At 43.9% G+C, this 14,717-nt stretch carries 10 protein-coding genes; 9 read left to right on the top strand and 1 reads right to left on the bottom strand.

Features of this window, described 5'->3' with window-relative positions:
- Positions 1-7: 7 nt before the first annotated feature.
- The 7 genes from rpoZ (at position 8) to B4K26_RS12285 (ending at position 10,457) form a co-directional block, all read left to right on the top strand.
- A complete protein-coding gene (rpoZ, locus tag B4K26_RS12255) occupies positions 8-268 on the top strand; it encodes a DNA-directed RNA polymerase subunit omega (RefSeq protein WP_068403827.1) in 261 nt (86 codons plus the stop codon).
- Between the two features lie 399 nt (positions 269-667).
- On the top strand, positions 668-2,857 hold the full coding sequence (locus B4K26_RS12260) for a RelA/SpoT family protein (protein ID WP_296245809.1): 2,190 nt from the start codon (positions 668-670) through the stop codon (positions 2,855-2,857).
- Positions 2,858-3,002: 145 nt separating this feature from the next.
- On the top strand, positions 3,003-3,383 hold the full coding sequence (locus B4K26_RS12265; protein WP_296245810.1) for a RidA family protein: 381 nt from the start codon (positions 3,003-3,005) through the stop codon (positions 3,381-3,383).
- A gap of 149 nt (positions 3,384-3,532) precedes the next feature.
- Positions 3,533-5,830 carry a primosomal protein N' gene (locus B4K26_RS12270; RefSeq protein ID WP_296245811.1) on the top strand — a complete coding sequence of 766 codons (2,298 nt, stop codon included), beginning with the start codon at positions 3,533-3,535 and terminating at the stop codon, positions 5,828-5,830.
- A 229-nt stretch (positions 5,831-6,059) separates the two neighbouring features.
- On the top strand, positions 6,060-7,277 hold the full coding sequence (locus B4K26_RS12275) for a cation diffusion facilitator family transporter (protein ID WP_296245812.1): 1,218 nt from the start codon (positions 6,060-6,062) through the stop codon (positions 7,275-7,277).
- Between the two features lie 516 nt (positions 7,278-7,793).
- Positions 7,794-8,498, top strand: coding sequence for a hypothetical protein (locus tag B4K26_RS12280; protein WP_296245813.1), 705 nt, complete (start codon positions 7,794-7,796; stop codon positions 8,496-8,498).
- Between the two features lie 72 nt (positions 8,499-8,570).
- On the top strand, positions 8,571-10,457 hold the full coding sequence (locus B4K26_RS12285; RefSeq protein WP_296245814.1) for a monovalent cation:proton antiporter-2 (CPA2) family protein: 1,887 nt from the start codon (positions 8,571-8,573) through the stop codon (positions 10,455-10,457).
- A gap of 35 nt (positions 10,458-10,492) precedes the next feature.
- Here the strand turns inward: B4K26_RS12285 and B4K26_RS12290 are convergent, their stop codons facing one another.
- Positions 10,493-11,422: a DUF2628 domain-containing protein gene (locus B4K26_RS12290; protein ID WP_296245815.1), complete on the bottom strand. Its 930-nt coding sequence runs from the start codon at positions 11,420-11,422 to the stop codon at positions 10,493-10,495.
- 333 nt (positions 11,423-11,755) lie between these two features.
- Between B4K26_RS12290 and trmB the strand changes: the two genes are divergently transcribed.
- Both trmB and recA read left to right on the top strand, forming a co-directional pair.
- Entirely contained in the window at positions 11,756-12,556 is an 801-nt protein-coding gene (trmB, locus tag B4K26_RS12295) for a tRNA (guanosine(46)-N7)-methyltransferase TrmB (RefSeq protein WP_296245816.1), read from the top strand.
- 1,087 nt (positions 12,557-13,643) lie between these two features.
- Positions 13,644-14,702, top strand: coding sequence for a recombinase RecA (gene recA, locus B4K26_RS12300; protein WP_296245817.1), 1,059 nt, complete (start codon positions 13,644-13,646; stop codon positions 14,700-14,702).
- The last annotated feature ends 15 nt before the right edge of the window (positions 14,703-14,717 follow it).

Raw genomic sequence — 14,717 nt, forward strand, 5'->3', positions numbered from 1 at the left:
GCTGTTTATGGCACGAGTGACGATTGAAGATTGTTTGGATAATGTTGATAATCGCTTTGAGCTGATTTTGGTGGCAAGTAAGCGTGCCCGTCAATTGGCCAAAGGTATCGCTGAGCCGATGGTTGATGTTGATAACGACAAGCCGACCGTTTTGGCGTTGCGTGAAATTGCCGCGGGCAAAATCACCCGCGATATTTTAAATCAGCCAGAGCATAATTTTGCCACAAGCTCTTTAGATTTAGCTTTGTCAGGTGATCATAGCTTTTAGCAATAGGTACGACCACTTTATTAGTGCTGACATTTCTGAACGATAAGAACCACAGCATTGGCTGTGGTTTTTTGATTATAAAATTCTTTACAGCACAGTTTGTCACGCTACGTCATACCGCTAAGAAAGTTCTGAACAGTTGCCATTTTTAATGACTACTTGTAGTGAAAATCCTACCGCTGGGTTGGAATTTCTTAATTTTTGCGTCGTCTAATCGCTTAATAGTTGACATTGGAGACGATTTACGATTAATTAGAGGGTGGTCTGCCCGTCTTTTAGCTTTACTCCTTTAAGCTTTTGCAGCTCAGCATTCATTCAGTTGCCATTTACTCAACAGTCCTGAACCGACGAACAGTCTTAAACTGGCAAATAGGCATTGGAAAATAGGATCGCCGCTTTATGAGTCAAACCTTACCAAAACTCAGTCATCCTTTAGTCGATGATGCTCAATATAATCTGCTGCGTTCGGTGGGTTATCTCACTGCTGCGGAACGCCGTGATATTGTTGATGCTTGTGAGTTCGGTGATATTGCGCATATCAAAGACAAGCGTAAATCAGGGGAGCCTTATATTACCCATCCGATTGCCGTTGCTGAAATATTGGCCGGTTTTCGCTTGGATCGAGATACTATTATCGCAGCAATTCTTCACGACACAGTCGAAGACACCGAGGTTAGCGATGAGCAGATCGAACAGCGCTATGGCAAAATAGTCGCAAGATTGGTCGACGGGGTGACCAAATTAAAATCATCAACGCATAATAAGCAAGAAAACAAAGCCGCCACCTTTCATAAAATCTTGACCGCTACCCTTGCCGATCCGCGGGTGTTGATCATCAAACTGGCTGACCGCTTACATAATATGTCAACGCTTGACGCCGTGCGCCCTGAGAAACAACGTACCACGGCGCAAGAAACCTTAGATTTTTATGTCCCGTTTGCCCGCTTGATGGGCCTTAATGACATTGCTGACTATATTGAAGTTCTTTGTTATCGAAATCTTGACTCTGATATGTATAACAAGCTGTCTGATAAATTGCTACAGCATGGACTTGGACGTAATTTTCAAAGAGAAGCCATTCATCGTTATTTAAGCATTGTTCTGAACAATCTTGGCCTTGATGGCATGGTCAAAGTCTTAGACAATCGTGTGGTTATTTTCCGCCAGTTTTTCCGAAATCGCGGTGAAATCAATGCGCTACTGCGCCATTATGCGTTTGAGATTGTCCTTGATAATATCGAAGCCTGCGACAAACTGGCTTATTATTTGATTAAAAAATATCAAATTGATGACAGTCATATCGCTGATAATATTCGCCGTCCTCTACCGGGCGGTAATCAGTCGCTGACACTTATCTATGAGCGTGATAATGACTTTGTTAAAGTGACGATTTTAACCAAGCAAATGCAAAACGCAGCAAGGCTTGGCGTCATCGGCGCTGAACACGCCTCCGATGTTAGCCAGTCGGTGATTCAAGCGTCACTACGCAATATGAAAGACTTGGTCGACGAAGATACTTTAGACGCGGACAGCCCTGATTTTTCAGCGGCGGTCTCTACCATTAATGAGCTGATGGATTACCTACATTCGAGTAAAATCATCTGCTACAGTCCGCAAGGCCGCGCCTATGAGCTACCACAAGGAGCAACGGCGCTAGACTTTGCTTATGCCGTCGGCCCTATGGTCGGCAATGTCGCCGTCGGTGCCAATGTCGATAACAAGCATGCAAAACTTGGTACGGTGCTTAAAAACGGACAGTTGGTCGAGATTGAAGTAAGCAGTCATTCTGAACCAAAAGCCGAATGGCTGGGCTTTGTGGTTACCAATAAAGCCCGCGTCGAGATTTTGCGTTGGTTTAAAGACTTATCTCCTGCGGATAAGCAGCACCACGGTAGAGAAGCCTTGGATCGAGCGCTAAAAACCTATCAAAAAAGTCTCGATGATTTAACCGAGAATGATTGGAAAAACCTCACCGAATGGCGCGGTCTGACAGAAAAAAATGCCTTGTTTGAGCAAATAAGCTCGGGTACGCTACTACCGCAATTGGTGGTCACGCGTTTATTTAGCGATGAAGTCAGTGATATGCAATCGCAGGAGAGCGTTGATGATATGACTCAACCGCAGCAGCTGATTGTCAATGCTTCAGGGGTTGAGCTTGATTTTGCCAATTGCTGTCACCCGATTTATGGCGACCCTATCGTTGGACATTTATCGCGTCACGGCTTAGTTGTTCATCGTCATAAGTGCTTTTCGCTGGACGATATTCGTAAAGACAATCCTTATCAGGTTATCCAACTGCGCTGGCGCAATGATAAAGCCATTAAACAAGGCGACTCATCAGGAGAGCATAACAGCAAAATCCGCTTCCCTGCTTACTTAAAACTATCCATCGCCCTGAGCGACGAGCAAATTAGTGAAGTGATTTACCATCTACGCCAGTTAAATATTGGGGTTGAAAAGGTCGACGTGCGTAGTAGCGATACCATTATTCATATTGTCGTTCGTAGCCGCAATCATTTAGCGCAAGGTATCCGTGAGCTGCGCTCTTTACTTGGTTTTCCAAACATCATCCGCCTATATCAGCTATAAAATCTGTTAAAATAAATGTTAAAATATATACCTTTTGAAGGTCATGTATACGCTTCAATGCCTCATTTTAAGCCTTTAACTCAGTTTAAGCTCTCTTGCTAACTGTTAGCGAAACAAACAGCAAAAAATACCATAAGGATATAATATGACTCGTCAAACCATTCAAACCGATAAAGCGCCTGCCGCCGTTGGTACCTATTCACAAGCGGTAAAAGTGGGCAATACTGTCTATATCTCAGGTCAGTTAGGTTTTGACCCTGAGACGATGGCGCTTAAAGAAGGCTTTGAAGCGCAGGCGAAGCAAGTATTTGAAAACATCAAAGCAATCTGTGAAGCGGCTGGCGGCAGTTTAAATGATGTGGTCAAATTTAACGTCTCTTTAACTGACTTGAATGACTTTGCGGCGTTAAACGAAGTGTTCGTTGCCAATTTAAGCGAGCCATATCCGGCCCGCGCAGCCGTCCAAGTGGCCGCACTTCCTAAAGGTGGCGTGGTTGAAATTGAGTCGATTATGTATATCGAGTAAACCGATTACTGAGCGCCATTAAGCGCTACTACTTTACGTTAAATGATCATAAGCTTAGCATCATGCTAAGCTTATTCGTCTCTGTCTGTTTATATTTCCGTTTTTATCCCTATTTTCTATTAATCTGATAAAAAACTGCGAAGCCTATTATGTTGCTACAAGTTGCCCTACCCGTGCCCCTTTATCGGGTATTTGACTATCGCTTGCCGACAGATAAAATGATGTTGCCAAACGGCGTTTCAATACCGCTACCGCCAGTTGGTAGCCGCGTTGAGGTGCCATTTGGTGGTCAAACCTTAATCGGCATCGTGATTGCGCATATTTCTGCAGCGGCTAGCGACGTACCGCTTAATAAGCTTAAACCTATTCATAAATGCTTAGATGCTGAGCCTATTTTAGATGCCAACATGTTAAAGCTGGCGCATTGGCTGGCGCGTTATTATCATTACCCGCTCGGTGACGTTTTGGCCGTTATGTTGCCAAGTCTTGTGCGTCAAGGTAAGCCGCTAGATTTGCTGATTACCCATTGGCGGATTTTTCCGCATGTAACTGACGACAACTTTCATGCCAATGCAAAAAAACAAAAGCAGCAGTTTGACATGCTTAAACTTCACGGCGAGCACGGCGCTAGTGAGGACGTCTTGTTGTTAGAAGGTATGGAGCGACCTTTTTTAAAGACGCTGGAAGAAAAAGGTCTTATCGAGCGCTATACTGAAGCAAAGTCTGCGCCTGCGCCCGTTACCTTAGCAAAAATGCCGCTTGACCTAAATAAAGAACAACAGCTTGCCGTTACTGCAATTATTGCCGCGCATAAAGATGAACACTATACAGGTTTTTTATTAAACGGTATTACTGGAAGCGGTAAAACCGAAGTCTATTTGCAAGCGATGCAAGCGGTATTAGAAGCGGGTAAACAGGTATTGATATTGGTGCCAGAGATTGGATTGACGCCACAGACGCGCGCGCGCTTTGCCAGTCGCTTTGCCGCTCACATTGTCTTGCTGCATTCAGGTATGAACAATACCCATCGCCTGCAAGGCTGGCAAGATTGCCGCATGGGTCACGCGCAAATCATTATCGGGACGCGTTCAGCGGTGCTCTATCCGTTTGCAGATTTAGGCTTAATCGTCGTTGACGAAGCGCACGATGGCTCGTATAAACAGCAAGATACGTTACGCTATCATGCCGCTGACGTTGCGCTCTATCGCGGACTACAGGCCAATATTCCCGTCGTTCTTGGTACGGCTACCCCGTCTCTTGAGCATCTCAAACTGGTCGATGATGGCAAGCTCACTGAATACCAACTGCAAACTCGCCCCGGTAATGCCAAACCTGCAACCATGCAGCTGATTGATGCGCGCCTGCAAAGTACCTATCAACAAACAACGGATGACGGCGCGCGTTATGATACGGGGCTGACTGATGCGCTTATCGGCGCGATACGGCAAACGTTAGAAGCGGGCGATCAAGTATTGGTATTCTTAAATCGTCGCGGTTATGCACCAGTGTTGCTATGCGAAGCTTGCGGTTGGCAAGCAGATTGCCCGCGCTGTGACGCACATTTAACCGTTCATTATAATAGCCGATCACAATCTAATTCCTATTCGAGCAGCTCCTATTTAAAGTGTCATCACTGCGACTGGCAGGCCTATATTCCGACGGTTTGCCCTGATTGCGGCAGTCAAAATTTAGACGCCAAAGGTATCGGAACGACTAGACTAAGCGAAAGTCTGCACGCGATTTTTGCCAACCCGCAAACCAGCAAAACGCTGTACCCTATCATCCAAATCGATCGCGATACCACCAGACGCAAGGACAGCTGGGAAAATATCTACCAGCGTATCAATGAAGGCAAGCCTGCCATCTTGGTTGGGACGCAAATGGTCGCCAAAGGCCATCATTTCCCTAATGTTACCTTGGTTTGTTTACCGAACGCCGATCGCGGTTTTTTATCCGCTGACTTTCGCTCGCCAGAACATACCGCCCAATTAATGATTCAAGTAGCTGGACGTGCTGGTCGCGGTGATAAGTCTGGTCGCGTATTGATTCAAACCTTGCAACCTGATAATGAGCTGTTATTAAAACTGGTAAAAGATGGCTATTTATCCTTTGCGCGCGAGCTACTACAAGAGCGCAAAATGATGGGCTTGCCGCCGCATAGTTATGCTGCCCTAATACGCTGTGAGGGAAAAACCCTTACCGCTACTACGCAAGCGCTGAAAGAGGCCGTTGCCATTCTACCAAGTGGTCACAACCTTGCTGTTTTAGGCCCTATTGATGCGCCCATGAGTAAAAAGAACAGCCGCTACCATGCGCAATTGCTCCTCTTAGCTAAAGACAGACAGCAATTACATCAGGTGTTAAATGACTGGTGGCAACCTGTACTTGCTTTGCCAAGCGCTAAGTATCTTAAGCTAACGTTAGATATTGACCCTGTCGGTTGGTAACATTAATCCCTATCTATTACGCTTCAATGCTAGCTATCACCCTCTATAGCTGTCCTTTTTTAAATCCAAGTTATGCAAAGCCATGCGAAATAGACTATTCATCGTTTACCGCCTAGATACAGCAAGCCGTTATTAAATATGCTAAATTCTTTATATCTGTCTAGTATATGCACAGCAAACGCAGCGTTATAAACCATCCATTTCACCTTTTATCATCTTGAGTGTTGTTATGAGTCAAAAGCATCCAAAATCTGAAAAAAATGATCATTCTCATCAGAATGCGGCGGTAGAGGCTCATAAACGTGGTCAAAAAAATAGGGAAAATAATAATATCCAAGACAGATATTCCGAGGCGAATCAAGACCATCACGATCATGATGAACACCTAGAGCAAACGGTTGCCGCACGAGATACCAAGGGTTACCAGCGTACTTTGCTGTTTAGCTTTATTATTATCACAAGCTATATGTTTATTGAAGCCATCGGCGGTTGGCTCACTGGCAGTTTAGCGCTATTGTCCGATGCTGGCCATATGCTCAGTGACGCTGTGGCACTTGGTGCGACATTAATGGCCTTTCGAATTGGTGAAAAAGCAGCCACGCATCAAAAAACCTTTGGCTATAAACGCTTTGAGATCTTGGTGGCGACGGTTAATGGTGCCACACTAGTTATTATTGCTATTATGATTTTTTATGAGGCGATTAAACGCTTCAATGCACCGCCGGAAATCGCTACCCAGGGCATGCTTATCGTCGCCACCATTGGTATGTTGATCAACATTTTAGTCGCTTGGTTGATGCATCGCGGCAGTCGCGGCGGAGATACGCATGGTCACAGTCATGGTAGTAATCACAGTGACAGCCAGGAACATCAACATAAAAATAGCCGAGGGGAAAATGAAGGTAAAGAATCAGTCAATCTAAATATGCAAAGTGCCTACTTGCATGTATTGAGCGACTTAATGGGTTCAGTTGCCGCTATTGTTGCCGCCCTCTTAATGATGAGTTTCGGCTGGGTTTGGGCAGATGCGGTGGCATCCGTAATCGTCGCCATATTAATTTTGTTTAGTGGTTACCGCGTCGTCCGTGATTCGGTACACATCTTGATGGAAGGCACGCCAGAAGGCATCTCGCTGGTAGAAGTCGAAGATAAACTACTTTCCCATCCGCAAGTTCAAAAAGTCCATGACCTACATGTTTGGAGTATCACTAGCGGACTAAATGCCCTATCTTGTCATGTGGTTGTCGATGGTGAAATGAGTATTTATGAGTCAAGTATCTTAATTGCCAGTTTAGAGCAGAGCCTACTTAAACTGAACATTCACCACGCGACCATTCAGGTTGAAAGCTTAGCGCATCCGCAAACCAAAACCCATAGTGATGCCTTAGTTTGTGATATCTCACAGCAAGTAACTGATAACAACAGTCATATTGGGCATAATCATTAAAACCATGAGGTAATAATAAATCTAGACATTGCCAATCATAGATTGGGATGAACTAACTCATAAAAATAACACAAGATAAGCCAAGCTAACCAAACGGCAATACTTATCCAAATGCCAATCCCCACTCCCAATAGACTTATTCTGATCCAAAAATCTAGCGCACCGTCCATAATGTGGGGCAGATAAGCGGGTCCCATATTTGATGCCATGATGAACCATAAGCCAAATATCAGCCCTACTCCTGCGCCAATAATCCTTAGCGTTATTCTAATTAAATTCTTCAATAAACCGCGAAGTTTACTATCAGCAGGCGAATCATCGTGTATGAGTGTGTCTCCTTATACGCCGACATAAGTAGGCTTTATTTTGGATAATCTTATATCACGCTGACTTTTAGCATTGTAATAGCATGTTAAAAATGATGGGGAATTTGGCTTCGTCTCCATATTTTTCTTTTAAATTCTGTATACTTAAGGCTTAAACCTCTCATTCATAACCAATTGATGACCTTTTGCCATGTCGAGACGCTCAGCCCCTTTCGTTGCCCCAAGCTACATTGATGACCCTATTTCCAGCGAGGGTAAAAAGCATGCCAAAGCATTGCTATCGACGCTGCAAGAAGATATTGCCAGCTTTCGAGATGAGCAGTTTCCGCCTGATATTTTGCGTCAAATTCGTGATATGCCGATTTATGAAGGCAATTTAGCCGAAGTCCAAGCTTATCAGCAGCGTTGGCACAATCTGATTGAGCGCGCGATGGCATTTTATCCCGCTGCCGATTTGCCGCCCGACTATCTGCCATTACCCGCTAGCCTTGAAATACCGCAATTTATTTATCATGTGCAAAGGTTACATCTGACTAAGACTCGGGCAAAAGAATCCAAAAGTTTCGGTTCGGTCGGGGCGCTTACCGATAAATGTGGTGATTATAGTGCCGATGAAATCACGCGTATGAGCGCCGTATTTGACAACGACGATGAGGCGCGATTGGTGGCGCATCGTGAATTTATTGATTTGCGTGCGTATGTATTTTGCCGTGATAGCAAGGGCGAGATGCTAGAGCCTGAGCGCGTACGCTTTTATCGAACGGGGCTTATCGTTCATGCTCTACCTGATTTTAAAATCGTCGACAGTCGTCAGACCCCTCGGAAACGCCGTAACGATGCTTATAGTAATCCCCTAGCAGATAATGGCATTTGGAAAATTTATCGTAAAAAATAAATTGTGCTAGATTTTTAATTGTTGCCGCAGATGTTGTACTGCTTATTTTATCGTTACTGCTAAGGATTCCAGATGCTCGCTGCCGCCATCGGCTCACCAAACTTAATGTTACAAGCTACAATTTTCTTGGGAGCAGCGCTGCTGTTCGTACCACTTGGTAAGCGCTTGGGTATTGCGACGGTGTTAGGGTATTTGATTACTGGTCTGATTTTGGGTCCCAGTGGTTTAGATGTTGCAGGTGACGCGGAGAGCTTATTACATTTCTCCGAGTTTGGTGTGGTCATGCTGCTGTTTATCATCGGGCTTGAGCTGCAGCCCTCGCGCCTATGGGCGCTACGGCGTTCGATATTTGTCCTCGGTGGTTTACAAGTCGGTCTGACCGGCACGCTATTAATGTGGCTGTTACATCAGTTTTTTGTTTTGCCGCTTGATACTGCTTTTATCGTTGGTTTTGGTCTTGCGCTGTCATCAACTGCGTTTGTGCTGCAAGTCCTAACGGAAAAACAGCAGCTTTCTAGTACCCATGGCCGCGAAGCCTTTACGATTTTATTATTCCAAGATATCGCTGTTATTCCTTTGTTAGCGGTCATTCCATTCTTATCAGGGGTGCGCGAACAGAGCTACGATTTGATTTATTTTGGTAAGGTTTTTGCGGTTTTTGCCGGACTTATTTTTGCTAGCCGTTATATCATTCGACCTTTCTTTAAATTTGTGGCGTCGAGTGGGGCGTCAGAATTACTAACCGCCGTCGCCCTATTTATCGTCATGGGCGTCTCTATTTTGATGGGGCAAATTGGTCTATCGATGGCATTAGGCGCGTTTTTAACCGGGGTCTTATTAGCAGATTCTGAATATCGCCATGAACTAGAAGCAAGTATCGAGCCTTTTAAAGGGCTACTGTTGGGGCTGTTTTTTATGTCGGTCGGTATGCTAACCGATGTCAAACTCATTTTGGCAAAACCCGTCTTTATTATCGGCTGCGCCATGGCGTTAATGTTTATTAAATTTGCCGTCATTACCGCCATTGCAAAAGTAACAGGCAATCGCTGGCCGACCAGTATTCGCTTGGGCGTTACTCTCGCCCAAGGCGGTGAATTTGCCTTTGTGTTATTCAGTGTGGCAACAGCGCAGAACGTCTTACGCCCTGAGCTTGCTAATACTCTAAACCTTATCGTCACCATTTCTATGGCCCTGACGCCGTTAGCCTTTTTATTGTTAGAAAAAATCGGTGAGCCACTCTTTGCTAAAAGCAAACCGAGCCGCGAGTATGATGCGATTCCGGACGATGAGCATCGGGTGATTATTGCTGGTTTTGGACGCGTTGGTCAAATTATTGGCCGGGTGCTTCGTATGCATAACATCGAATTCACGGCGATTGAGCGCTCGGCAAATCGTGTCGATTTTGTGCGTAAGTTCGGTAACCAAGTCTATTATGGCGATCCAAAAAATCCTGAGATATTACGCGCCGCTGGTATCAAAAAAGCACGCGTCTTTATTCTCGCCATTGATGATGTTGAGCGTTCCATTACCACCGCTCAATATTTGCGCAAAAATTATCCTGATATGATTGTCTTGGCGCGCGCGCGTGACCGCCAGCATTATTACCGTTTACGTGAAGTGGGCGTACGCCATATTTGGCGTGAGACCTATTTATCATCTTTAGATATGTCGCGAGAATCGCTACAGCTACTCGGAATCTCACCAGAAAAAGCACGCGAAACCGTTCAAACTTTTCGTGATTACGACGATGATTTAATTGAACGCCAGCAAGCGATTTATGACGATGAAGCCAGTATGATTGAGTCGGCACAATCAGCCATTGCGGAGCTTGAGAGTTTATTTGACGAAGACATCGATAAAGCGCGTAAAATGGATTTGACCGATTTTTACGACGCGCTAAAGAGCCAAGCGCTTCCCATCGATGAAAAAGACGATTTGACTGCCGATTCTAAAAATTAACTGCGATCATTCTTTTATTGCTAATGAATCGTCACTTAGTCATCACTACAGCTTTTGGGGGCTTGCCTTTTATTTAGCGAGGTCATACAACTCCAATCATCGCTGTCAGGAACATGATAAAAAACCAGCGTTTGCTCATTTAAATAACGCAATGGAAATTTAACGTTTTGAATGGTAGCAATCACCGCGCAATCGGTGTCTGTCACGCCAGCGGCTTCGGTGTCGATGTCGATATTTACTTGCTCTGTTCCCATGTTTAAAGGAAGATTGATGGGGCATTGCCCTGTTTGCCGATAGGTCAGTGCCACACGATTTTGCGCCGTTTTAGCCGTATCGTAGGCATCAAATAAGACTTCATTTTCTTTTGGCTTGGCGACAATTGGTAAAAATTGCACCTTTATCACCATTAAGGCAAAGGCGAAAAACCCAAAGCCTAAAGCCAAACCAAATAAACTGACCCCACCTTCCTTTTTCAAATGTGCTTTTTGCGCGGCCTCATCGCGTGGATAATCATTGACAGCATCAGCTATCTCGCGCCGTGCCATTCGGTAATAATAAGCGTCCGTCCAGCGTGCAACCATAAACGACCAAAACAGCCAAATCAGCACTGCGATCGTGATACGAATGCCCATTTGATAAGCATCGGCAATATAAGGCATCCCTATAAACTCAAACGCTACCAATACCAGCGCTACATTCAGCTGGATAAAGGACCAGCCTGCGACACTATATACAATCGCATCCATGTAGCGCTTACGATACAACAGCCAAGGAAAGGTCATAAAAAACGCCGCCCAGTGCCATTTTGGTGACAGGAAGCCTTGCTCATCAAACTCCTTAAAGCGTTTAAGATAATAGCGCTGGCTACGCTGACTAATAAACCATTTATCCAATTGTTCACGTTTGGCAGCAGTCAGTTGGTCTTGATAAAAAGGGGGCGGCGAATCCGTCTCGATAAATAACATGATGATAAGCCTTACTTATTATTAAGCATAAATGTTAAGCATAAAGGTAACGCAATGATTCTTAGGAAACGTTTCTTATTAAATGATTCTTTTTAAATAATGCTTATTATATGATAACGCCAAAAGCCACCTGTAGAAAACCCAAATATATATGACATCTGTATATCGAAAAAATAGATGGATAATCTTGTATTTTATGAAAAAACCATAGGAATACATGAAATACGTGAAATAAACCGCAAACTGGCTAAAATTGGATTGTGCGTTCACAGGCGTCACGATTTCACTTATAATAAAACAACTTTACCTACCTAATTAAGCCTTGTTAATCCTATGAGTCAACATTCTGATATTAATCCCAACATCGATGCTACCCAAAGTGACGTTGAGCAACGTCGCGATGATCAAACAACCGCCGACGACAGCAAACATATTCGTATTGTTAACACCTTTATGAAACGCCGAACGCACATGAATAAAAATGCCGAGCTGGCACTGACTGCGCCAGAGTTTGCACACTACTTGGTTAATAACAGTTTCGGGGATGGCAATCTCGACGGCATTAATGATTTACGCGCCTTATTCGCAGATAGCCCTAATGGCAGTGAAGCGCCACTTACCTTAGAGATTGGTTTTGGACTGGGTGATTCTTTTATCGAGATGGCAGCTGCTGAGCCTACGCGAAACTTTGTTGGCGTCGAAGTCCATGAGCCAGGTATTGGCAAATGCGCTTATATGGCAGGGACGCAGGCGCTAACCAACGTTAAAATTATCAACGGTGATGCCATTCAATTGCTAAAACAGCTTCCGGAAAATCATATCAACCGCATCCAGCTTTATTTCCCTGACCCATGGCAAAAAAAGCGCCATTACAAGCGCCGTTTTGTTAGCCCTGAACGAATGGCAATTGTCACGCGCAGCTTAAAACAAGGCGGCTGGTTCCACACAGCGACTGACTGGGAGCATTATGCTTTTTGGATGGTTGAAGTGTTAGATAGTTTTGCCGGTCTTACCAATCAAGCTGGCGCCGGAAACTTCATGGACCGTCCTGACTTTCGTCCAATGACGAAATTCGAGCGCCGCGGTTTAGAGCGTGGTCATGGTGTTTGGGATTTAATCTATATCAAAGACTAAGCCCGACAGCTTTACCCTAGCATTTCTGCAAGACAACGGCTAAGATACTTATAAGGTTCTTAGCTGTTTTTTTTGCCATTCATATTTCCAATCTTGGCTTATCTCTTGACATACAAGCCTTTGCATGTTGCATCTGCTACTTTAAAAAACCTATCCCTTTTTGTACTTTATCTATGGCCAAAAGCATGTGTGAAACGTAGGCGTTACAAAGAAATTTTTTCGTTAAATTTAAAGTTGCAAAAATAGAAATAACCCCTATCTAGCATTTATCTTATCTTTCTCGTCTGCGCAAACATTGATAGTATAAGGGTTTCGTGAGTTCTCCCCATAAGCTGTGGATAACCCTGTGTATAAGTCGCTACTTGACAAGTATTTTCCTAGATAGCTTAAAGGGTTAGGTAAAATCGTTCATTTTTTGTACAATTAAAAATTATTTAATAATCAATTACTTAGGTACTATTTAAAAGTAAAATAATATATTTTTAATTTTTCTAAAATTAATTTAATCCCTGCGGATGTTTCACGAGCCCAAAATAAAAATATTTTTTTATTGTGGACAACTTGTAAAACTATTGACAAATGACTCTGTTGTGACGTTCAAAACCAAAGACCAGATTAAGCCTATTTTATGAAAATATGAGTAAAAAGCAGGCGACATTCACTGTCGTTTAGCCTCTGAGCCCGCTAAGTTTTAAGCTTGGTTTTTGTTATAATAGCCTTATCTAATCAACAGTGATATAAAGTAGGATACCTCAACAAGTGAGCGACAAATAAACCACAGCCATATTACGACAAATGCTCATAAGCACTTGTGAACTTTATTTCGCTTTTATCATGATTTGATTTTACTGTATAGTAAGGTGATATGTTCGATATCACTGTCTTAAACCTAATATAACCATCCATCTTAAACTTGCCGAAAGTGTCGATTACTGATGATGAAAGTCGTGAGTCGTGCCACTGAGCAAGTCGTTATTTGCAAACAGTTTTAAACATATCGTTTTAGAAATCCAGCTCTAAGCATATGGTTTTAAATGATCAACACTCTTATCATTTTACATTTATTATTTATGACAAGGAGTCCTATATGGACGACAATAAAGCCAAAGCCCTTCAAGCGGCCCTAGGTCAAATTGAGAAACAGTTTGGTAAAAACACCATTATGCATCTCGGTGATGATTCAGCCACTCTTGACGCTGATGTGGTATCCACAGGCTCATTAGGTTTAGATATTGCGCTTGGTATCGGTGGTCTGCCAAAAGGTCGTATCATTGAGATTTACGGTCCTGAAAGCTCTGGTAAAACCACCATGACCTTGCAAGCCATTGCCGAATGCCAAAAACAAGGCGGCGTCTGCGCCTTTATCGATGCAGAGCACGCGCTCGATCCTGTTTATGCTCGCAAACTTGGGGTCAATACAGACGATTTGCTCGTCTCACAACCAGATAATGGTGAGCAAGCGCTTGAGATTACCGATATGCTGGTGCGATCAGGAGCGGTCGATATGATTGTTATTGACTCAGTAGCGGCGCTGACTCCGCGTGCAGAAATCGAAGGTGAAATGGGCGACTCGCACATGGGTCTGCAAGCACGTTTGATGAGTCAGGCGCTTCGTAAAATCACGGGTAACGCCAAACGCTCGAACTGTATGGTGGTCTTTATTAACCAGATTCGTATGAAAATTGGCGTTATGTTTGGTAGCCCTGAGACCACGACGGGTGGTAATGCGCTAAAATTTTATGCTTCCGTACGTATGGATATTCGCCGTATCGGCGCGGTGAAAAATGGCGATGATATTATCGGTAACCAAACCCGTGTTAAAGTCATCAAAAACAAAATGGCGCCTCCATTCCGTCAAGCGGAGTTTGAAATCACTTATGGCGAAGGTACCAATCATCTAGCGGAAGTGATTGATTTAGGCGTTGAAATTGGCGCAGTCGGTAAAGCAGGTTCTTGGTACAGCTATGGCGATGAAAAAATCGGTCAAGGTAAAGCCAATTCGGTATTGTTCTTAAAAGAGAACCCTGCAATTGCAGAAGAAATCGAAGCCAAAATCCGTGTTGAAAAGCTCGGAGTAGTCGATCCTAACAAAACCTCAGATGAGGAAGAGCCTGATCAAGACTTTGCTCCTGAGCCTATGCAATAGTAGTCTTTTTGTAGA

The organism is Psychrobacter sp. UBA6766 (genome assembly GCF_002453355.1).
GTDB lineage: Bacteria > Pseudomonadota > Gammaproteobacteria > Pseudomonadales > Moraxellaceae > Psychrobacter.